At 33.9% G+C, this 22,885-nt stretch carries 20 protein-coding genes; 10 read left to right on the forward strand and 10 right to left on the reverse strand.

What is annotated here, in order from left to right:
- Nucleotides 1-19 precede the first annotated feature (19 nt).
- Nucleotides 20-892 (reverse strand): hypothetical protein, encoded by an 873-nt coding sequence (locus tag QYS49_RS01445; protein WP_308349848.1) that lies wholly within the window; start codon nt 890-892, stop codon nt 20-22.
- Between the two features lie 408 nt (nt 893-1,300).
- Here QYS49_RS01445 and QYS49_RS01450 point away from each other — a divergent pair, with 408 nt between their 5' ends.
- The 4 genes from QYS49_RS01450 (at nt 1,301) to QYS49_RS01465 (ending at nt 6,044) form a co-directional block, all read left to right on the forward strand.
- Nucleotides 1,301-2,014 carry a pirin family protein gene (locus QYS49_RS01450; protein ID WP_308349849.1) on the forward strand — a complete coding sequence of 238 codons (714 nt, stop codon included), beginning with the start codon at nt 1,301-1,303 and terminating at the stop codon, nt 2,012-2,014.
- A gap of 123 nt (nt 2,015-2,137) precedes the next feature.
- Entirely contained in the window at nt 2,138-2,701 is a 564-nt protein-coding gene (locus QYS49_RS01455) for a hypothetical protein (protein ID WP_308349850.1), read from the forward strand.
- A gap of 2 nt (nt 2,702-2,703) precedes the next feature.
- Nucleotides 2,704-3,630, forward strand: a complete 927-nt coding sequence (locus tag QYS49_RS01460; protein ID WP_308349851.1) for a DUF4249 family protein — start codon at nt 2,704-2,706, stop codon at nt 3,628-3,630.
- Complete coding sequence (locus QYS49_RS01465; protein WP_308349852.1) at nt 3,627-6,044, forward strand: TonB-dependent receptor; 2,418 nt, start codon at nt 3,627-3,629, stop codon at nt 6,042-6,044. Before QYS49_RS01460 ends, QYS49_RS01465 begins: the two co-directional genes overlap by 4 nt.
- Nucleotides 6,045-6,221: 177 nt before the next feature.
- Here the strand turns inward: QYS49_RS01465 and QYS49_RS01470 are convergent, their stop codons facing one another.
- Nucleotides 6,222-6,866, reverse strand: a complete 645-nt coding sequence (locus tag QYS49_RS01470) for an MCP four helix bundle domain-containing protein (protein ID WP_308349853.1) — start codon at nt 6,864-6,866, stop codon at nt 6,222-6,224.
- Nucleotides 6,867-7,010: 144 nt separating this feature from the next.
- On the opposite strand from QYS49_RS01470, the gene QYS49_RS01475 reads away from it, so the two are divergent.
- The gene (locus QYS49_RS01475; RefSeq protein WP_308349854.1) at nt 7,011-7,550 is read left to right on the forward strand and encodes a DUF1697 domain-containing protein; all 540 of its coding nucleotides are present in this window, start codon (nt 7,011-7,013) and stop codon (nt 7,548-7,550) included.
- A gap of 523 nt (nt 7,551-8,073) precedes the next feature.
- On the opposite strand, the gene QYS49_RS01480 is transcribed toward QYS49_RS01475, so the two are convergent.
- Nucleotides 8,074-10,101, reverse strand: coding sequence for a TonB-dependent receptor (locus tag QYS49_RS01480; protein WP_308349855.1), 2,028 nt, complete (start codon nt 10,099-10,101; stop codon nt 8,074-8,076).
- Nucleotides 10,102-10,171: 70 nt separating this feature from the next.
- A complete protein-coding gene (locus tag QYS49_RS01485) occupies nt 10,172-10,960 on the reverse strand; it encodes a TPM domain-containing protein (RefSeq protein WP_308349856.1) in 789 nt (262 codons plus the stop codon).
- A 124-nt stretch (nt 10,961-11,084) separates the two neighbouring features.
- Between QYS49_RS01485 and QYS49_RS01490 the strand changes: the two genes are divergently transcribed.
- Complete coding sequence (locus QYS49_RS01490) at nt 11,085-12,143, forward strand: PA0069 family radical SAM protein (protein WP_308349857.1); 1,059 nt, start codon at nt 11,085-11,087, stop codon at nt 12,141-12,143.
- Between the two features lie 44 nt (nt 12,144-12,187).
- A complete protein-coding gene (locus tag QYS49_RS01495) occupies nt 12,188-14,956 on the forward strand; it encodes an alpha-amylase family glycosyl hydrolase (protein ID WP_308349858.1) in 2,769 nt (922 codons plus the stop codon).
- 323 nt (nt 14,957-15,279) lie between these two features.
- Here the strand turns inward: QYS49_RS01495 and QYS49_RS01500 are convergent, their stop codons facing one another.
- Together QYS49_RS01500 and crtD are read right to left on the reverse strand one after the other, a co-directional pair.
- Nucleotides 15,280-15,957 (reverse strand): carotenoid biosynthesis protein, encoded by a 678-nt coding sequence (locus QYS49_RS01500; RefSeq protein WP_308349859.1) that lies wholly within the window; start codon nt 15,955-15,957, stop codon nt 15,280-15,282.
- A complete protein-coding gene (gene crtD / locus QYS49_RS01505; protein WP_308349860.1) occupies nt 15,954-17,420 on the reverse strand; it encodes a 1-hydroxycarotenoid 3,4-desaturase CrtD in 1,467 nt (488 codons plus the stop codon). The genes QYS49_RS01500 and crtD overlap by 4 nt, the downstream gene beginning before the upstream one ends.
- Before the next feature lie 266 nt (nt 17,421-17,686).
- Between crtD and QYS49_RS01510 the strand changes: the two genes are divergently transcribed.
- Nucleotides 17,687-19,123: a sensor histidine kinase gene (locus tag QYS49_RS01510; protein WP_308349861.1), complete on the forward strand. Its 1,437-nt coding sequence runs from the start codon at nt 17,687-17,689 to the stop codon at nt 19,121-19,123.
- A gap of 62 nt (nt 19,124-19,185) precedes the next feature.
- Nucleotides 19,186-19,545: a response regulator gene (locus QYS49_RS01515; RefSeq protein ID WP_308349862.1), complete on the forward strand. Its 360-nt coding sequence runs from the start codon at nt 19,186-19,188 to the stop codon at nt 19,543-19,545.
- Between the two features lie 40 nt (nt 19,546-19,585).
- Here the strand turns inward: QYS49_RS01515 and QYS49_RS01520 are convergent, their stop codons facing one another.
- The 4 genes from QYS49_RS01520 to QYS49_RS01535 form a co-directional block, all read right to left on the reverse strand.
- Nucleotides 19,586-20,107: a GNAT family N-acetyltransferase gene (locus tag QYS49_RS01520; protein ID WP_308349863.1), complete on the reverse strand. Its 522-nt coding sequence runs from the start codon at nt 20,105-20,107 to the stop codon at nt 19,586-19,588.
- A 63-nt stretch (nt 20,108-20,170) separates the two neighbouring features.
- The gene (locus QYS49_RS01525; RefSeq protein ID WP_308349864.1) at nt 20,171-20,410 is read right to left on the reverse strand and encodes a DUF1059 domain-containing protein; all 240 of its coding nucleotides are present in this window, start codon (nt 20,408-20,410) and stop codon (nt 20,171-20,173) included.
- A gap of 107 nt (nt 20,411-20,517) precedes the next feature.
- The gene (locus tag QYS49_RS01530; RefSeq protein ID WP_308349865.1) at nt 20,518-21,021 is read right to left on the reverse strand and encodes a DUF2867 domain-containing protein; all 504 of its coding nucleotides are present in this window, start codon (nt 21,019-21,021) and stop codon (nt 20,518-20,520) included.
- The gene (locus QYS49_RS01535; RefSeq protein WP_308349866.1) at nt 21,018-22,157 is read right to left on the reverse strand and encodes an FAD-dependent monooxygenase; all 1,140 of its coding nucleotides are present in this window, start codon (nt 22,155-22,157) and stop codon (nt 21,018-21,020) included. The genes QYS49_RS01530 and QYS49_RS01535 overlap by 4 nt, the downstream gene beginning before the upstream one ends.
- A 100-nt stretch (nt 22,158-22,257) precedes the next feature.
- On the opposite strand from QYS49_RS01535, the gene QYS49_RS01540 reads away from it, so the two are divergent.
- A complete protein-coding gene (locus tag QYS49_RS01540) occupies nt 22,258-22,881 on the forward strand; it encodes a TetR/AcrR family transcriptional regulator (protein WP_308349867.1) in 624 nt (207 codons plus the stop codon).
- Nucleotides 22,882-22,885: the final 4 nt, after the last annotated feature.

Here is a 22,885-nt window from a genome sequence, read left to right on the forward strand (position 1 = left end):
ATGAATTTTTAATGAGAAATCATCCGGTTACATCATCTCTGATTTTACCCATTTGATTGGTAATGTTGTCTAAAGCTTCATCTTCTAATAATTCTCCGCCTCTACCTTCATCCATCAATTTTTGAACATCTAATTTTTTATACTCTGCTTGAAGTCCTTCCAAATCCTTAATTAAAGTTTTGATATAATCATCTTGATCTACACTTTTTAACAATTCAATTAAATCAATCAATGGCTCTTCTTGTTTGATGATAACATCTACCAAAGGAATCAAAATTAATGATCTGGCTTCATCAGGAAGCTCATTAGGATAATTTTCAACTAATGCCGTTGCAATATATAGTCCTTCTATGAACGAACCTGCCAATAATAAAGCAGCAACTTTAGGACGATCTGTTTTTCTCAAATGATCATCTGCATTATTAATAGCTTCATTAACAATCATTGCTAATGAATCCGTATTAGAAAGATTCGCTTCAAAGCGTTCTACAGTTTGAGGATCAAATGAACCAGATAAAGCCAGTTGATCTGCTAATGGTCTGATTTCAGTTAAGTAATTCAAAGCTTTTTGAGATTTCTCATAAGCACTTAGATAAGCAACATCTGTCGCATAAACTCCTAAGTTTACAGCAGCTTCGTTGTTCTGACTGTAATTACTTACGTTTTTCACGTTGTGGAGCAAGCTTTCATTGAAATCAGCACCTGTTTCCATTAATAAGTAAGGAATTTCTGAAGGAGACGGCATTTCTTTTACCACGCCTGAAATTTGCTCTCTCACTTCTTCTTGAGCTTTTTCAAATGCTTCGGAATTCTTGTTCTCTTCTTCTTTCTTCTGTGGACTACACGCGGCCACTGCCAATACGGCTACAAATACTATTGATCTTAAATACATGTTCATTGTTTATGGTTTTTATTCTGAATCATTAAAATTATAAAATAATAATTATAAATAATATTGTTTTGCCAAGCAGATTTCGAAAAATTAATAAATAGAAGTATTAATAAAATAAAGTCAACCTAGTAAATCCTATTCGAATCTTTCTTTATTTGATTGGAATTAACTAATATGTTTTATAAAATCTCATATAACACCCCCTAAAATTTCACAGTGATAACCCTCTGAAATCTCAAAAACCTTGAAGATGAAAACACCTTCAAGGTGCAGTAGTTGGACGGGAAGTGGTGAGGAATTAATTTTATTCATTAGTAGTTACGATTCTTCCAATTTATTTTTTTGAATAATTGTCACAACTTTTCAATTCTTACGTAATTACATGTACATACATATAATTTCGATATAATGGAAAAAATTATTTATAAAGCAGAATCAAGAGGACATGCCAATCATGGATGGTTAGATACCCATCATACATTTAGTTTTGCATCATATTACGATCCAAATAGAATTCATTTTGGGGCACTGAGAGTATTAAATGATGATAAAATCACAAGCGGAACAGGTTTCCCAAAACATCCGCATGACAATATGGAAATTATCTCTATCCCCTTAAAAGGAGATTTAGCTCATGAAGATAGCATGGGCAATAATGCTACAATTAAGCAAGGAGATGTACAAGTAATGTCTGGTGGAACAGGCATTATGCATTCAGAATTTAACCCAAATAAGGATATTGGTACGGAATTTTTACAGATTTGGGTATTTCCTAATAAGGAAAATATAGAACCTAGATATGGTCAGGTGCATTATCCTGTGGCAGATAGAAAAAATAGTTTTCAAATGGTGGTTTCACCGAAAGATAGTGGATTAGATACCTGGATTCAACAAGATGCCTGGTTTCACTTAGCCGATTTTGAAAAAGATTTTGATAAAACTTACGAATTAAAGAAGAAGGATAATGGATTGTTTGTATTCTTACTAGAAGGAGAAATTGAAATTGGTGGGGAAAAATTGGAAAAGCGTGATGGAATTGGATTACTCAATTTGGAGGAAGTAAACATCAAAGCAAATGCAAATTCTGAGATGTTACTGATGGAAGTTCCAATGGATTGGTAATCATTATTTTTGAATCTTACAGGTAATTAAATGCCTGTAAGATTTTTAATATTTTAAAATTTCCAACAACTAATTACCTAAGTCTCACAATAAATCGTTTAGCTTGCAGGTTTATATTATGTTATGAACCAAAAGCTATATTCAACCCTATTAATATTTACCTTTCTCATTGTTTCCTTTGAAGATGTTAATGCTCAAAATGGCTTGAAAGGAAGGAATAATATCAAAGCTTCTCATAGCTTTTTCAGGTATTACGGTTTCCAAAATTCTCATTTCTTTCAATCAGAATATAATAGAGGGGTAACAAAATTTTTAGAAGTAGGTACCTATTTAGCCTCACATCCTGATTTTTACCTTTACGAATGGGTTAATCCACCGCCTGATGCACCTCGATTTGTTGAAGGTTCCGCACGAGCCTTTAATTATGGAGTCCAAAGCAATTTCCATCCATTACAGCTTTTCCTCAAAGAAGGACATCGTTTTCGGTTAGATTTATATATCAATGCAAAAGTAGGAGGACGCTATTCTCCAGTTCCTAATTATTCACTTCGACAAAAAGAACATTATTTCTTTTATAATATAGGTGGAGGATTGGCCTATCATCTTTATAAACACTGGGGTATTTTTATAGAATATAGTTACAGATCGCCTGCTAAATTCAGATATGGCTTAAGTATAAAATTTTGATGATGAATAAATTAATTTCTACCTGCTTTATTATAAGCATTCTCTGCTTTAGCTCTTGCATAAAATTATTGGAGGATGATTTCCCTGAGTTTGATAATGATTGGATTATTAACAATATAATGATTGCGGGGGATAGTATAGAAGTAGAAATAACCAAAACAACGTCCGTAAATGGTGAAGGAAATCCGCCAGTTGAAGATGCAGTTGTTCAATTAATGGTTGAGAATGAAACTTTTAATTTAACATATGATGAAAATTCAGCCACATACAAGTTGAATCAACAGATTGAAACGTCTAAAGATTATCACTTTGAGGTTTTTGATGCTTTAGGAGAACTTAAAAGTAGTTTTAATCAACTCATACCGCCTCCTCAGCCTATTTTGAATATCGAACATATTGATGTGGCTGGTACTGATGATGAAGGGGTAAGTCATCCTGCCATTAAAATAGAAGTCCCAAATAATCCATCAAAGGACTATTTTTATGTAAATATTCGTCTTTTAAAAATTTATGATTATGAATTTGAAGATGATAACAGATTCGAAATCTTTAAAATTGAAGATCCTATTTTGTTAAATGAAGGTGTGCCTTTTCCTTTATTCTCCAATGAGTTAATGACTGGAAACAGTCAGGAAGTCTTAATGAATTATACTGCTGGTATTGCTCCTAGAAGTAATGATGAGCCTTGGGTTTCTGAAGTCGTTCCTTTAGTGGTTGAATTATGGACACTAAATGAAGCGTATTATGAGTTCCTAAAGCAGAACTATCAATACGAAAACAGTCGCTATCCGATCATAGGTTCAGGAAACCAAGCGGCTATTTCCAATTTTAATAATATTGAAGGTGCCTATGGCATTAATGCAGGCTATTCCTTTGTAAAAACTGACACCATCTATCCTTCTGGAACCGAAAACTATTTTGACCAATGAACTGGATTAAAACCCTTTGCTTAAGTTTATTTATATTAATCAGCTGCGAGAATGCTTTCTCTCAGGAAGTTAATGTTTCGGGATACGTTAGGGATGCATCAGGGAAAGAGAAATTAATTGGGGCTCATATTATCAATCTCCAAACTAAAAAAGGAACAATTAGTGACCATAATGGCTATTTTAGCTTAAATGCTAGTCGTAATGACTCTCTAAGAATTTCTTATGCGGGCTACAAAAGTCAGACGCTATTAGTAAATGAAAGTAGCCAAAATATATACATTGATCTTAAGATGAATAGGGATCTAAAAGAAGTTAAAGTGACGGGTGTCAGAGATGTTTTCCAGCCCATGACTCAGCTTAAATCTAAGGATTTCAATAATATTCCCACTATAGGTGCGGCTCCAGATGTTTTAAAAGCAGTTCAATTATTCCCTGGAATTACTGCGCAGAATGAAGGAAGTAGTCAGTTGATCGTTAGAGGTGGAAGTCCAGGTGAAAACTTATACATGATCGATAACATACCTCTAATTTATGTCAATCATTTAGGGGGTTTTTATTCTGTTTTCAATCCAGATATGATTAATTCCATGGAAATTTATAAAGATGGTTTTCCTGCCCGATATGGAGGTAAATTATCTTCCATTATTAGCCTTTCGCAATATGAAGGAAATGCCGAAGAATTTAAAGGGAATTTCAGTATCGGCCCCATGGCCACTAGCCTTATGGTGGAAGGGCCTGCGCTCAATAAAAAAGCAACTTATATGCTAAGTGCAAGAAAAACGATGATTGATGGATTAATGGCATTAGGGACTACACTTTCTGAGGGCAATGACTTCACTTTTGCTTATGGCTTTCATGATATCAATGGAAAATTCACTTATAATTTGAATGATAAGCATACCTTATCAGCCAATTTTTATCAAGGCGATGATTACCTAAATTTATGGGCGGAATCTGCTTCAACTATTCCCAATACAGTAGGTAAAACACGATTGCAGACCGTTTGGGGTAATTGGCTGGGAGCTGTACAATGGAAATATAAACCCAATTCAAAACTAGTAGGAGAAAACAGTTTTTCGGTGGTTCGTTATCGCCTAAAGAACAACAGTTTTTATTATGAAGATGAAGATAATAACCAACCTACGTTTGACAACCGTTTTCAATCTTCTCTGATCGATAACCGCTTGCAATCTGACTGGAAATATTTTAATAGCAATTCCCTAATTACGTATTTTGGCGCACAATTATCTTACAAAATCCATCAGCCAAACAGTACGAACGCACAAAATATTATTACCGAAAATGAAATCATTCCTGTTTTAGAAGGCGCACTTTATTTTGATGAGCACATAGATTTCTGGAAAAATAGCTCTTTAAAAGTTGGGGGCAGATTTAACTTTTATCAGAATGATAGGTATTCAGATTTTGACTTTGTGCAGCGAGGGCAATTAGCAATTGGAGTTACTACTAATCAATGGCTATTAGCACGTTTTACCAGTGCAAGCCAATACGCACATTTGCTTTACACAACTGGAGATATTGGCGCAAATGAGATTTGGATTCCGGCTGATGAAGATGCCGCTGCTTCAAGATCAAATCAGCTTTCTTTGGGCTATAAAGCAAATTTCCAGCAAAATATGTGGCAATTAGAAAGCAATATCTACTATAAGGAACTGAATAATTTAACTACTTACAAAGAAGGCATAGCAGCTGTACTGGGAGATTCAAACTGGAAAAACAAAATCACAAGCGGAGGAACAGGAGAAAGTATGGGATGGGAAACTATGCTGCGAAAATCAAAAGGTAAATGGACGGGATTTGCCTCTTATACTTTATCGAAAACGGAATACCAATTTCCTGAAATCAATAATGGAATGCCTTATGTGTATGAATATGACAGACCTCATATTTTCAACATCAACTTGAGCACAAAGATTAATGAAAAATGGGATTTCTCTGCTAATTGGACTTATCAGACAGGTCTTCCTTTTACTCCTGCCATTGGGCTTCGAAATACACCAGACCCATTTAATCCTGAAATAGAGAGAGAAACCTTAATTTATGGAGAAAGAAATTCAGATAGAATGCGAGATTATCACAGGCTTGATTTAGGATTCAATTACCATAAAATTACAAAAAGAGGAAATAGAGCCATTTGGTCATTTTCAATCTATAATGCTTATAATCGCCAAAATCCCTATTTTAATTATTATCATGTTAATAACAATGATGATTTTACATTAGGACAACTTGATTTCTCTCAGGAACCGATGAAATTATACCAGAGAAGCTTTTTTCCAGTTATACCATCATTCTCTTATAAAGTTTTTTTTGATAACGGCATTTTTGATAGAAGGTCAAAGGAAGAGCGAGCAAACAGACCTAGAAGCAACTTTTGGTATCATAAAGAATAAAATTGGTCGTAAAATAGAAAAGGGTAGTATTGCTACCACCCTTTTCGCCTACAACCATAAAACTATGAACGGTAACCAGCCATCCACAGAAAGATTTCAATTTCAACCAAAACCTTCTATATCAAAGACAACCAAACTCTTAAAAGGGTTGGAATACAGTAAAAACTTTATTTGAGATTAGTTTAAAGGGAGATCATTTTGATCTTTTTTCAATATGCTGTTGAGAGATTTTGAATTAAAAACTAATGCCTGCGAAATCAGACCAAGTATAATCAGTAAGCCTAATTCTAAATAGGAAATACTAGCATTGCTTGTCACTATTGATTGTGAATTATTATACAAGGCTTCCCCTTCTTTCATCTGTATTTTGGAAAGATCATTGAGCAGCTCCACATTTTGATCATATAATGCCGTTAGTTGTGAAAACTGAAGTTTAGGATCATTTTCCATAATTCTTAACTGCGCATTGTTTTGAAGATAATCTTTAAAAATAGTACTCTCATTAATAGTAAGATAGGTTTTCTGATAATCAGCTATTAATGAGTCCATTATTACATTTATAGTGTTAATCTCATTTTCTATGATTTGGTCATCCTTTGAATCAAATTGCGTAAGTAAATACTTTTTTTCTTGGGTGGCATTAGCCATTTTGAAAATATAATTCTCCACTAATAGCCTATCTTTATAAACAGATCCAAATGTATCTCCCAATTCATTTAAATTATTGTTTTGCAAGCGATTATTGACCAGTACTATAATTAAAATTACAGCTAAAGCAGAAGCTAATTTAAGTTTCTGTTGTACGAAGTAGGAGAAATGCATAATCTTTCGTTTTATTTATTAAAAGGTAAGCAATTCTACCAAAATAAAACAGTAAGAAAGAAGAATTACTTACTTCTGTTAGAATAGGTGAAATCTTCCTTAAGCTAAAGATGAATTATTATAAGAATGACTAAATTCACAATGATGAAAACAAAAATTGCAATTCTGAGGGGGATCAATGTTGGTGGGAAAAGAAAAATCCTAATGGCTGATTTAAAAATGTTAATGCAGGATTTGGGCTATCTCAATATCCAAACCTATATACAAAGTGGAAATCTTATTTTTGAGATAGATGATAAGCATCAAAATAAGGGAATAGCAGAGGGAATTGAAACTGCCATTTTGGGAAAATTTGATTTCGAAGTTCCTGTGATTGTTTTGTCTGCAGAAGAAATAGAAAATGCGGTTACCAAAAACCCTTTTTACAAAGCTGATGCTGATATAAATAAATTACATCTCACTTTCCTAAATGAATTGCCTGATAAAGATAACTTGGCTTTAGTTGAATCATTCGATTATTCACCTGACCAATTTAAAATAATAGGGAAAAATGCATTTATTTATTGTGAAGGAAGTTACCATAAGTCTAAATTAACCAATGACTTCTTTGAAAAGAAATTAAAAGTAAAAGCGACCACAAGAAATTGGAAAACAGTTTTAAAGCTTTGGGAGCTTAGTAAATAATTAGGATAGCTAAAACCACAATGACAACATTTTTTTTTCACGGCAAAACTAAAATAGTGCATCTTATCGGTTTAAAGGCACTATTTCATTGTTTAATGGTGTCCCAGAGAGCATGATTAGTATTAAATTGCTATTTTTTGCTTTTCAATACTAGCTTTTTCATCCATACTTTTTCCATTGATGAAAAAGTATGCAAAAAATCTAGGTAAAATGATGCTACTACCCACAATTGCCAACGCCTGCCCGCCATTTTACCCTCCAGCCCGCTTTTTCGCTTAAGGCGAAAGCGGGGGAATTAGCTATTAATGAATTTATCAATATAACCTTATTTAACCTGTTTCTAAACACATTTTTATCATTTGACTAAAATTATTAACTCTTTGAGTAATTATGGTGTCTCAGCGAGGAAAACAGGAGGAAGCTGATAGTAAAAGCTACCACAAGAAATTGGAAAACAGTGTTGAAGTTGTGGGAGCTTAGCAAATAATCGTATCCACCATTATTAAATCAAATTTCAATTAATTCATAACTTCCACTTTGCACCCAAATAAAAGTTTCTCCCAGGAGCCGGCTGAAAAAACCGATTACCAAATGCATTTAAATCATTGCCCAAACTGTAGGTGGTATTGAAAATATTCTCCATTCCTCCGAAAAGATTCAATTTTATAGAACCAGGCACTTTGAAATCAATATTCGCATTTAAAAGGTGATAAGGATCGGCAAATATTTCATTATCATCAGTTAAGGGTGTTTCACTTACGAAACGGTAATGAAGATTTAAATTCAATCCTTTCAACATAGCAATATTTAGGGTTTGATTAAAAGTATGTTGAGGGACACCTGTTAATAAGTTTCCAGAAAAGTCAATTCCATCATCTTCATATCCATCAAAAGTAAATTGATAAAAATTATAACTCGTTCTACTGTTGATTTGGTTAATAAATCCTTGCTGGTTATCATACCAATTTGCATTCACTCCCCATTCAGTGCCTGTTTGATTAGTAGCTCCAGCATTTCTAAAAAGCGATACTCCATCCTCATTTGTATAAGAGGTAATGGTTTCCCGTAGTGCAGAATAAAAAAATGTGGCATCCAATTGCACTCTTTTACCATAATATTTGTGTCCAATTTCATAAGTCCTGCCCTTTTCAGCCTGTAAATTTCTGTTGATACTGCCTTCATTGGTTCTGATTTCATCTAAAGTCGGACTAGAAAAACCTTCACTTAAAGAAGCAAAAGTCATGTTACTGGAAGACCACTGATGCTTTAAAGCAATTCTTGGAATTAATTCATTATCAAAATTTCTATTGAATTTAAATGGTTCTGTAATTGCATTTACTCTTCTGTTGACATCATATTCCAGCAGATTACTACTTAGGCCTACTGTCAATTCCCATTTTTCATAACCGATTTGAGTTTGCAAGAAGAAAAATTTTCTATCGATATTTAAATCATCTACAAAACGGATGGTATCTTTTTGTCCATCCACATTTCCGTAATTATTAGCGGAATTATCCGCATATTGCCATTCCAACCCGGCATCCCACTGCCAATCAATAGCATCTACATTCATATCATAAGTCCATTGATGCCGCAAAGCAACTTCTCTGTTTTGATCTTCCTTATAATCCAAAATAAAAGGATTCTGAAACCATGTATAAGTGCCAGCTATATGAGTAGATTGACTTAAGTTTTCGCCAAAAAAACTAGTGTAGCCAACTCCATAAAACACAGTCCTTTGGTCAATGGATGAATTTTGAGGTGCACTACCTGCCCGAGCTTGAGTTGGATCTTCTGTAAATTGCTCAGCAGTTAAACCTCCTGGAATTTCATAGAATAAATCATTGTACAAAAGATGGAAATCCAGTTGGTGATTTTCATTGATTTGATAACGTGAAGAAAGTTGATAATTCTGTCTATCTAATTCATTATGATCTCTGTATCCCTCATTTTGTTGGTGATCAACTGCATAAAAGGTAGTCCATTTTCCTGATTCGATTTGTCCTTTTATCCCGGCATTTAATTGATTATAACTTCCACCTGAAACTTGAATTTGTAATGGACTTTCTTGCTGAGACGGAAAGTTGCTGATTTGCATAACGCCTCCCAAACCTGCTCCGAATAAGCTTCCTGCAGGGCCTTTCACTACTTCCAATTCCTGCATTTGCGTATTACTCAGTAAGTTCAGAGCTGTTGAGCCATTGGCTTCCGTAAAAGGTAAACCATTCCAGTAAACCTTAACATCACGCACTCCAAAAGGCGAGCGGATGGAGCTTCCTCTTATACTTACTCGATAGCTGGCAATAGCTCTTTGCTCTAGATTGACGCCAGGCAAAGTGTTCCAAGCCATCACTGGGTCATGAGGTGAGAATTTCTCCAGTTCTTTTGGGCTTAAATAAGCAATAGGAGCCGATTGCTTGTTAATTTGTTCTCCTTTACTGAAACCCGTCACCGTTACTACTTCAAGAATAGAGTCATTTTTGATTTCTTGTGCATTACTAAAGCTAACTAAGTTTAAAATGCAGGCGAAAACAATTAAAAATTTATGCATGAAGGTTATTAAAAATGTTGTGTGATGTTTTTACAACAGCGCTAAAGTAAAAGGGTTTTGATTATTAGGATTACCAGCTTCCACCAGCACCACCGCCTCCGGTCATTCCGCCACCGAAGCCGCCAAAACCACCGCCTCCACCACCGAAGCTACCTCCTCCGGAATTGAAGTCACCGAAAGAACCACCGTGGCTTCTGCCGCCACTGCCTAAAAGCATCATCAAAGTTAGCATACCCATGCTTCCGCCTCCCATATGGTGATTTCTTACTCTGCGAATACGAGAAATAATCGTAATAATGATAAAGAAAAATATTAAAAAAGCACCTAATCCAATTCCCTTGCCTGCATCATTATCTGCTATTTTATCAGCCGTATATTTCCCAGCAGCCAAGTCAAAAATTATAGTAGTAGCTTCATCCAATCCTTTATAATAGTTATTGTTACGGAACGCAGGTTTCATATATTCATTAATGATGGTGCTGGCTGCTCCATCAGGCACTACATCTTCCAATCCATAGCCGGTATTGATAAACATTTTTTTGTCTTGCATGGCAACGGTAATCAACAAACCATTGTCTTTACCAGCCTCACCAATTTTCCATTTATCAAAAACCTCAACACCAAACTGATTAGGATCATATTGACCATAAGTAGGCACTATTAAAATAGCAACTTGAGTAGAAGTGCTATCATTATATGCAACAAGTTTTCGCTCTAATTGCTGTTGCTCTCCTTTGTTCAGGGTATTTGTTAAATCATTCACCAACTTGGGTGGATTTGGTCTTGAAGGTATTTCATCCTGTGCAAAAACAGAAGTTGCCAAGAATAATGCTATGATAGAAAAGTATATATTTTTCATGCTAGTAGTTTACTGTAATTTGAGGGTTGAAGTTACGATGCAATTATCTTTTTTTAGAATATTTTACTTAAATTTAAAGCTATTTCATTTAGTAATTAGCTAAATATATTAGTATTTTAGCGATGTGAATTCATCTCAACACATAAAAGGAAGAGGCGCTCAACAACAGCTTTCCAATTCATTTTCTAAACAAGAATTTACTACGGAATGGGATGAGGGCGTGGATGAATATACTCATTTAGATAAACCCACCACTCAAATATTTTACGAACTTCCGAAAAAGATCATCAATAAAGTCAGCAGCCCTGATGTGGGCATGGAATATTCCATAAATCCCTATCAGGGTTGTGAGCATGGCTGTGTTTATTGCTATGCCCGTAATTCCCATGAATATTGGGGTTGGGATGCAGGCCTAGATTTCGAATCAAAAATTATTGTTAAAAAGAATGCGCCTCAATTACTTGAAAAAGAACTTTTAAATCCTAAATGGAAAGTGAAACCTATAGTGCTTTCCGGCAATACAGATTGTTATCAGCCATTGGAAAGAAAGCTGAGGATTACGAGAAGTCTATTAAAAGTAATGGCAAAATATCGACATCCTGTGGGAATCATCACCAAAAACACGGGCTTTTTAGAGGACTTGGATGTATTGGAAGATTTAGCCAAAGACAATTTGGTTCGCGTTATTTTATCAATTACAAGCTTGGATGAAAAGCTCAGGTCAGTTCTGGAACCCAGAACAGCTTCCTCCATAAAAAAACTGCAAGCCATCAAAATTTTGAGTGAAAAAGGAATTCCTGTTTCTATTATGAATGCTCCAATTATACCAGGTTTAAACCATACTGAAATTCCTGAAATCATAAAACGTGCTGCAGAAAATGGAGCTACTGATGCAGGTTATACGGTGGTTCGACTGAATGGCAGAATAGCGGAAATCTTCAAAAAATGGCTGGAGAATTATTTTCCTGATCGATTTGAAAAAGTATGGCATCAAATTGAGAATCTTCATCAAGGAAAAGTAAATGACTCCAATTGGGGACAAAGAATGAAAGGACAGGGAGCTGAAGCTGATATGATCAATCAACTTTTTCATATGGCAAAGAAAAAATATATGAAAGGGGGAGGAAAAATTCAGTTAAACACTTCCGCTTTCAGAAGAGGTGGTGCTTATCCATTATTTTGACTCAATCAACCTGCTATTGAATCATATTTTAGTATTTTTGATTTATGACATTTCTAAAAACATCTGTTTTATCCTTTTTATTCATTCTGCCATCACTTGTTTTATCTCAGACTACCACGGTAGAATTTCAAGTGAATATGAATGAGCAAATCACTCAAGGAAATTTTAACCCAAATACAGATTTTGTTGATATAGCGGGTTCATTTAATGATTGGGGAAGTCCCGCTTTAGTCTTAAATGATGATGATAGTGATGGGATTTATGCGGCAACTGAATCTTTTAATATTGGTCAGCAAATTGAATTAAAAGCTAGAATAAATGGAAGTTGGGGTGGTACTGAAGAATTTCCAAATGGTGGTTCTAACCGTTCTTTCACTATTGAAGAAAATGATGTGATAGAATTTTGGTACAATGATGAGGTTCCCGACAATGTACTTCAGGTAAATATTGCGGCTTCTTCAAATTTCGCTATCCCAGGCGAAGTAATTCAATTCACAGATTTATCAAATGGTAATCCTACTACTTGGGAATGGAATTTTACTGGGGGTACTCCCACTTTTAGCACAGAACAAAATCCTGTGGTTAGTTATGCCAATGAAGGAAGTTTTGATGTGAGTCTTACAATTCAAAATGCTGATGGAGAAATAGAAACTAAAGTATTTGAAAACTTCATCACCATAGGAAATACGGATACCTACTGGTGGAATGAGGCGGTCTTTTATGAAATATTTGTCCGAAGTTTTTATGATTCTGATGGTGATGGAATTGGTGATTTTCAGGGATTAATTCAAAAATTGGATTACCTAAATGATGGAAATCCTGCAACTCATCTTGATTTAGGTGTTAATGGCATTTGGTTAATGCCTATTCATCAGTCCCCCAGCTATCATGGATATGATGTGATAGACTACAGAGAAATTGAGAGTGATTATGGTTCTAATGAGGATTTTAAGGAATTTATAGCAGCAGCTCATGAAAGAGGCATAAAAGTAATCATTGATTATGTGATGAACCATAGCTCCAGTGAACACCCATGGTTTAGAGACTCTAAAAACTCTTCAAGTGAAAAAAGAAATTGGTACGTTTGGGAAGATACCAACCCGGGTGGAAGTGGTCCTTGGGGGCAAAATGTTTGGCACCAAAGCAATGGAGATTATTATTATGGTCTTTTCTGGGGTGGAATGCCAGATTTGAATTATGAAACTCCTGCAGTAAAGGAAGAAATGTTTGATATTTCCACTTTCTGGTTGGAAGAAATGAATGTGGATGGCTTCCGTTTAGATGCCGTAAAATATATTTATGAAACAACAGAAGGCTTGGAAGATGTTCCTGAGACTTTTCAGTTTTGGAAAGATTTCAGATCACATTATAAAGCAATAAATCCAAATTCATTTTCTGTTGGAGAGGCATGGACCTCCACAAATAAGGCGAGAGAATATGTTGGTAATGATGGTTTAGATTATGTTTTCGAATTTGACTTGGCAAATAGTATTATCGCTGCTGTCAGTAATGAAAATGCAGATGGTTTAATTTCAAAATCACAGGAAGTAATGGGCAGCTATCCATATTTACAGTTTGGGACATTTTTGACCAACCATGATATGGACAGAGTGATGAATGTCTTAAATAGCGATCAAGCCAAAGCCAAGCAAGCAGCAGAATTACTATTAACTTTGCCAGGGATTCCTTATCTCTATTATGGGGAAGAAATTGGAATGTTAGGTCAAAAGCCTGATGAAGATATCCGATTGCCAATGCAATGGAGCAATACTTCCAATGCCGGCTTTACAACTGGCAGCCCATGGCGTGCACCAGAGTCAGATTATCCCGATAAGAATGTGGCTGACCAACAAACAGAACCTACGTCTCTCTGGAGAACTTACCAAGATGTGATTTCAACTCGAAATACCCAACAAGCTTTGAAAACAGGAAATTACAGCGTTATCACTTCATCTGACAACTCTATATTTAGCTTTATCCGACAAGAAAATGAAGCACAAATTATTGTAGTTGCTAATTTGACCGGTGAAAACAAAAGCAATGTTGTATTGAATTCATCAAGCTCCAGTTTAATTGCTGGAGGTTACCAATTGGTAGATTTGCTCAGTGGAAATCAAGTAAGTTCGACCATCAATTCTGGTGGTAGCTTCAATTTGGAAATAGCCGAAATGGAAGCTCATTCAACTCATATTTATAAATTGATGACAGCTGAAGAAACCACTACATCGGTTGAATTTATGGTGGATATGAATGATTTAATTGAAAATGAAGGCTTTGACCCAAATTCAGAATCAGTGATTCTAATTTCAAGTGAAAATGCTATGGGAGCTGAAGAACAGATTTTAAATGATGAAGATCATGATGGAATTTATACACTTGCTTTAGCAGATCTTAACCTTGGTTCAGCCATTGAATTCAAATTTGGTATTAATGAGACTGAGAACGGTAGGGAAGAATTTCCCAATAGTGATAGACTTCGCGCTTACCTTGTGAAAGAGGGGGAGAATCAAGTGTTGAATACTTATAATCAGTTGGGAAGCAATATTACTGCAAATGAATTAGAAATTGATACGAAAAATCAGTTCCAAATTTATCCTAATCCTGCCAAAGAAAGTATTTACATAAAATGGAATGACCAAGCAACTGAAAATTTAAGCTACCAAGTGTTAGAAATGAGTGGAAGGGTGAAAATAGTAGGAAGATTTGAAAATGATGAATCATCTATTAACATTCAAAGTCTATCTACTGGGCTTTACTTTTTACAACTTAAAAATGGGAATGAAATGATAAGTAAGAAATTTTTGGTGGACTAAAGCCCACTTTAATTCCCCAAAATGGAATTATAAATGCTATTAGTTAAGCTATAAAGCCTCAACTTTCAATATAATCCTGAAAAATAACCTTGGTTATTTTCTTTTGTGTTCTCTTTTTTCTTTTGTGGTGGAAATGTGCTACTGATAATAGAACAAGCAAACATTACTTTTTAACCACAAAAGATACTAAAGAAAACAATAGAGTTTTCGCTAAAGCGAAAAACTTGTTAGTAGAATATGTTTAACTTAATAGCATTAGAGGCTTTACAGAGGTGTTGATTAGCAATTCTACAACAGTACCTATCTTCTTATATAGCTGGTCTTCAAATTAAATTATCCAACAAAAACAAATTCAAACAAGCAAAGAACACAACTTGCCAAACCAATAAAACCAACGCTATCTTATTCTCCAGAGGCAATTTAATAATTGCATAAAAACTATAAATTAAAAAGGAAATAATAGCCCAGCCTACATAATTTTGGATAGGGATTTCATTGTTTTCCCAATTCCAGAAATTCAATTCCATTGCTACAGGTTCAATCATGAAATCAATTAAAACGGTGATGAAAGTTGCCAAAAGTATTTTAACAATAACATTAAGCTTAAGAGGAAAAATGATACAAGCCACACAAAAAGTGATCAAAAACCAGTTTACTCCGATAATTACCGGAACCCCACCCAATTGTGGCCCCAAAGTGGCAGGATAGATATAATCTCCAAAGATCAACCCAAAATTTACGCCTAAATATTCTGCTGAAAAGCCAATTAAATAGCAGAATAGAAATCCCCATAATAAGCTTAGAGAATATTTTTTCTGATATAAAATTAAAATCAAAAAAGATAAGGAAAGATTAAATGCCGTTTTTTCAATAAACCAATCTTTGCTTTCAGATAGAATCCCTACAATCCCAAAAAAGTAAAAAGCCGTGATAATTATTCCACCAATAAGAGGACGAGATTTTATATTTTGAATAAAGGAGACCGATTGAGTTTTAATCATTTTACCGAAGGACTTAAATCGTCAATAATCTTGGCGGATAGCAAACATAATGGAATTCCTCCACCAGGATGAACACTTCCACCTGAAAAATAGAGATTTTTTATCTTTTGATGAAAATTGGGATGACGAAGGAATGCTGAATATCGATTATTAGAACTACTTCCATACAGTGCCCCTTGATAGGAAGAAGTCTTACTTTCGATTGTTCTAGGTTCCAATATGCTTTCTGTTTTTATATGTTGACTGATACCAACTTTCAGCATTCGCTCTAATTTCTGCAATACCGACTCTTTAATTTCGGGAATTAATTTATCCCAATCCTGTCCATTATTAGCTGGCACATTCACCATTACAAACCAATTTTCCATTCCTTCTGGTGCGTCCTCAGGAGTATGTTTGGAAGTGATATTTACATAAACTGTTGGATCGGGTGCAATGGATTTCATTTTGAAAATATGATGAAATTCATTTTGATAATCCTTGCTGAAAAAGATATTGTGTAAGCCAAGCTCATCAAGCTGTCTATCTATTCCCCAATAAAAAATCAATGCAGAACTACTTCTTTCCTGATTTAAAATAGCCTCAGGTTGTTTCTCTTCACTTAATAATTTCTTGTAAGTAGGGTAAATATCCATATTGCTCACCACTAATTCAGCCGGAACAAATTCTCCATTTTGCATCACGCCTTTCGCTTCTTTTTCCTCAACCTTAATTTTTTCTACTCCAGCATTATAGTGAAATTTCACGCCTAAACTTTCAGCTACTTTCACAAGCGTATCTGTAATTTGATACATACCGGCCTTAGGATAAAAAGTACCACGATTCAATTCTAAATTCGCAATGGATGTTAATATTCCTGGAGCCTGGTAAGGATCAGAACCATTGTAAGTAGCAAATCGATTGAAAAGCTGCACTAATTTTGGCTCTTTTAACTTCCGTTGATTCACTTGGTTCATGCTCTCGAACAAGCCAAACTTATAGATATTCAATAAGGCAGGCAGAATCTCTTTTGAAAAAAATGTGGAGGTTTTATGAAGTGATTTTTCTAAAAATATGCGAGCAGATTTTTCATATTTGAACTCAGCATTTTTAATGTAATCGGTTATAGTTTTAGCGGGGACATCAAAAACTTTTTCTACTTCTGCTCCAAATTTTTCAGGGTCAGTATAAGCTGTTATTCTTTTTCCATCTTCCCAGAAATATCGGCATGATTCATCTAATTTTTTATAAGGAAATTCAATATTGCTGTTTTCGTTTTGTAATTCTACCAAATCATCTACCAGTTCTGGTAAAGTAAATAATGAAGGTCCCGCATCAAATCTAAATCCATCTTGTTCAAAAACTGAAAGCTTCCCTCCTGGGTAACTATTCTGTTCGTACACATCTACTTTATAACCCTTCTTTGCCAAACGTATTGAGGTGGCTATTCCTCCAATTCCAGCTCCTATAATAATTGCGTTCATGAAATATTTTATTCGAGATTGCCAATTTAGCTTGATTTGTTGATTTTATGGAATCATTAATCAAGGAATTGATAAAGTAAAACACCAAATGTTTCTTAAGGTTTTGGATATTTGACATTGATGACAAGCCTAAAACAGATTTGAAAATGATAAATTGATATTTTAGCAAAACTATATTTTTAATTATATTTCTTCATTGGTTTCTTTAAATGAATACAATGAAACTAAATATAATTGTTACCTTTTGTAGATAAATTTTCAGGTTAATGAAAAAGCATAATTTCTTACAGAGAATTAAGAAATGGCTGTTCGATGCAAAATCGAATGGCTATATGTTGTTGATAGTTTTCTTTGTGAGTGGCTCTTTACTTATCATGAATTATTACACCATCCGAGTCCTTTCTGGGGTACGAGCCTACATTCAAGGCGAATCATATTACTCCAAAGGACAAAAAGATGCCTCACGCTATTTGTTAATGTATATTGATACACAAAATGAAGAATATTGGGAATTTTTTAAAGAAAATCTGAATATTCCTTTGTGTGATAGGGAAGCAAGAATAGCCTTACTGAATGGAAATAAAGAAAAAGCAGAAAAAAAATTAATTGATGGTAAAAATCACCCAGATGATGTTGAGGATATGGTTTGGTTATTTACAAGTTTTCAATCGATGCAGTTTGTACAAGACCCGCTGAAAAGCTGGACCAAAGCAGATTCCATATTAGTTCAACATCTTAACTTAGGCAATGAAGCTAAGTCCATAATTTTAAACGACACTTTAAATGATTCAAATAGAGATGATTTTAAGCAACGGATATTTGAACAAGGGATACAAATAACTATACAAGAAACTGATTTTCTAAAAAGCTTGGGAAAAACTTCCAGACAATTAAGAGATCTTATTTTTCTGGTAAATACCTTTTTAATTATTGTGATTGTAGGAGGAGCCAGTGTATTTTCAATGCGCATTATAAGTAAGCTTATAAACTCAGAGGAAAGATTAACTGAAAAGAATAAGGAACTTAAAAACACAAATGCTGAACTTGATAAGTTCGTTTATAGCGCATCTCACGATTTGAGAGCACCCATCACTTCTTTAAAAGGCCTGATTAAAGTCACAAAACTTGCAAAAGACCCAGATAAAGTCAATCAGTATTTTTCTTTATTGGAAAAAAGTCTAGAAAAGCAAGATGATTTTATCAAACAAATAATTTCGTTTTCAAAGAATAAGCGAGCAGATTTAATTATAGAAAGGGTTGATATTAAAGATTTAATTGGCAAAATCGTTGATCAATTAAAATACATGTATGATTTCTCTTCCTCTTCAATTGTAAAAACAGACATATCAATAAATCACTTTTATTCTGACCCAAATAGGTTAGATATAATTATGAGCAACCTTATTTCCAATGCCATAAAATATAAAGACCCTAATAAGGAAAAGAATATTGTTGAAATCAGTGTAATAAAAAAAGGAGATAGAATTCAATTATCTGTTAAGGATAATGGGATTGGGATATCTGAGACCAATAAAGACAAAATATTCGATATGTTCTATATGACAAAGCATAGCACGGAAGGAACAGGTGTGGGTTTATACATTGTAATAGAAACTTTAGAAAAACTGAATGGCAATATTACCGTTTATTCCGAGTTAGGGAAGGGAACGGTATTTACTGTTAATTTACCGGTTTATGTTTAAAGAAAATCTGCCATTTTTATTAGGTAAGATTTATAAAATAGTATTTGATGTTAGTATAAAATATGTTTTTAATCATTGATGATAGTGAAACCGATAGGTTAATTACCAGGCTATTACTTGAAGATTCTTATTCAAATCATAAAATAGTTGAGTTAGAAGGTGCTCAGGAAGGTATTGCGTGGTTAAAAAGAAATGTGCAAAGTGAAAAAACTTGTATACTTCTTGATATTAAAATGCCAGAAATAAACGGCTTTGAATTTTTGGATCTTTATGATAAACTTTCTGATACTGTTAAACACAATACCACTATTTATATGATTTCTTCTTCTTTGGATCCGAATGACATTAAACGGGCCAATGAGCATTATTACGTAAAAAATCTTTTAGAAAAGCCACTTAACCCTGACAATATTCGCCTTTGATCTATTTTTAAAATAAGAGTTGAAAAACTAATATAAATATTCAGTTCAATTGTAGCTTCATCATAATGTCGGTTTGAGCATCACTTCCCAGTTGAAAAACATGTTTATCAAAAGCTTCAAAGCCAATTTTTTCATAAAACTGAATTGCTTTTGGGTTTTCTTCCCAAACGCCAAGCCATAAATAATCTAATTCATTTTGCTTTGCAGTTTCTGCTGCTTTCTGATATAGTGCTTTGCCAATTTTCTGTCCTTGAAATTCCTTTAGCACATAAATCCGTTGTATTTCAAGTGACTTCCCAGCCATACTCTCAGTTTGGGATTCACCTAAGTTGATTTTTATATAGCCAATAATTTCACCCATAAGAATTGCAAAATAGAATTTCGAGTTCTTATTATTCAATTCCACTTTTAATTTTTCTGTAGCAAACTCTACATCCAAATACTGAAGCATATCCTCCTCCGTATTACCAGCTGCATAAGTTTCAAAAAAGGTTTTTTTGCTGATTTTTTGTAAGTCAGCTATATCTTGAAAAGTGGCTTGTCTTATTGAAAGGTTATTCATTTTTTTGATTAGAAAGCTAAACAGCTTCCTAGAAACTGATTGAAGATTTTTACTTTATTTTATCTATACGTTTTCAGACATCGCTTTAAATTCCTTTTGCTTCTTTTCGAACCATTCTATCATTTCTTCAGGGTTTTTCATGATTTCCTGCATTTCATTCATTGCTTTGATATGAGGCCGATCTCCCTTTTGAAACATTTCCATACCATGATTTTTACTCATTTCTGCAATTTCATCGAAAGAATTTGCCGTAAACTCTTTGTCGCAAGCTCCACCTAATTGTTTACAAGTCATCGTTTTCATAATTGGTTGGTTATATTATGTGAATTCTTCAATTGACTTTCAAGATACAAAATTTAACAATTTCAAATTGCGGATTTTCTTCTCTTAAGCTATTTTTCTATACATCATTACTTTATCTCGAATTTCAACTTATGAGCATTTTTCACCATTCTTTTTACCACCAGGCGATGAAAGGGCTTTACAACACTCATATAAATCCTTCCGGTTGAGTTATTGTACTGCACCAGTGTTATGAATTTAATGTTATGTAAATCTTCAATTTTGTTTGCAACAATAGCTCTAAAGTTTAAATGCGAATCGTTTGCACCTAACACTATTTCATTCTGAGTAATAGAGAATATTTTGAAAAACCCAATATATCCACCAACTTCAAAACGTTCATTATAATCAGCAGGCTTTTCAGTCTTTAAGCCGATTAATTTAGCTATTTTATTTCTCAAAGTAAATAAGCTTTTTATCCATTTGGGTGGATTATCCAATATCAAATGCGCAATTTCCTCCAAATTGTCTTTCTTATTTGTAGTCGAAAATGTGTCGTAAAAATCAATTTGATTGAGCAATCCTCTTTCCAAATATTCTGCTGGCGTGATTTCGTCTTTTACTTTACTCATGACACCTTTCTTTCTAATTGGAACAATTTTTCTAACTGGACTAGATTCAGTTTTTCTGGAATTATTTTTAATATGCTATTTCGAAAGGCAATTCCGATCGGGTTTTTCCAATGCGAAATTTTACCTATTTGCCAACTCTGATTAACGACTTGATGAGCCTTGGACATTCGTAATTTTTGATATGCTGCAAAAGCTCTTGAATCACTTTGATTTGCTAAACAATCCGCTAATGTGTAGGCGTCTTCAATGGATTGGCAAGCACCCTGCCCCATATTTGGCGTGGTAGCATGTGCTGCATCACCCATAAGACAAGCAAACTCATCATGCCACTTTTTTATAGGTTCTAAATCCTCCATAACCGTAACATGAATGGTATCAAACGCTGTTGCCTTGATGATTTCTTGGACGATAGGCGGATATTTTTCAAAATATAAACTCAATTTATCACTTGAAAACTCATTTTCGCTTTTCTCAAACGACTTGACTGCATACCAATATATTTTATCTTCGCTAAATTGAACAAAAGCAAATCTATCCCCCCTTCCCCAGATTTCATTTAATTCACTTTTATAAATAGAGGGTAATTTAAATTCTGTGACACCTCTCCAGCAAAGCTGCTTCATATTTCTAATCTTACTATTGGGAAACAAAGCTGCTCTTACTTTAGAATGAATGCCGTCTGCCCCCAGTAATAAAGAAGAATTTACTGATTTCCCATTTTCATACTTAAGTTGATAGCCTTCCTTTTCTTTTGTTAAATCTTTTAATTGATGGTCAGGATGAATCTCAGTTTGCTTCAAGTTGTCTAATAAAACTTCTTGTAGCTTTCCTCTATGAATGGCTATGGATTGTAGATTATATTTATCTCTAAAGTAATTCAAATCTACTTTAGAGATAACTTTCAGTTTATCATTTGTAATGTTCAGTGCACTTAGCGGGATTCCATTAGAATTCAATTGTTCTTCCAAACCTAAATTTCTGTAAACCTGCATGGCATTACTGGCTAAAATAATTCCAGCTCCTACTGGCTTTAACGTTTTTGCTTGTTCGTAAATTCTAGGTTGAAATCCTCGTTTTTCAAGAGCGATTGCTGTGGTTAAACCACATATTCCAGCACCAATTATATCTACTTTCATAACAATTTTTTAGATGTAGTACAAACGTACTAATAAATAACGAATAGTACAATCGTACTAAGTAATTATTTGTACATTTGTCCTAATAATTTTCTTAGCAATGAACAAAACAAAAGATAAAATATTAAAATGTGCCTTAAGCTTGTTTAATGAAAAGGGGGTTTCACAAGTTTCATTACGGGATATCTCTGCGGATATGGAAATAAGCTTAGGAAATTTAACTTATCATTTCAAAAAACGCGAAGAAATTATAGAGGCGCTTTATCTGGATTTAGTAAGTAAGTTGGATCATGCGTTTGAAAAAGAATTGCTTACTGAAAATTCCTTTGAGTTACTATTTGAAATACCAAGCGTAACTTTGTCCTGCTTTTATGAATACCGATTTCTCATGCTTGATTTTGTTTATATAAATCGTAATCATGATATGATAAGAAATCATTATCAAAAATTGATGAAAGTGCGTGAACACCAATTTGAAAGTTTAATTCAAGCTTTGATTAACGCCAAACTAATACGTGAAGAAATTATAGATAATGAATACAAGTATCTATTTCAAAATTTGAGAATTGTAGGAGATTTTTGGCTTTCAGCTAACTATATAGATAAAAATATCTCAGTTAAACAGAAAGATGTAATAGAAGGCACCCAATTATTAAACCAGATAATCTTTCCATATTTGACAGCTAAGGGACAATCGACTTTTTTCAAAGTATATAATTTATGATAAT

This window comes from Marivirga salinae (assembly GCF_030503855.1).
Lineage (GTDB): Bacteria > Bacteroidota > Bacteroidia > Cytophagales > Cyclobacteriaceae > Marivirga > Marivirga salinarum.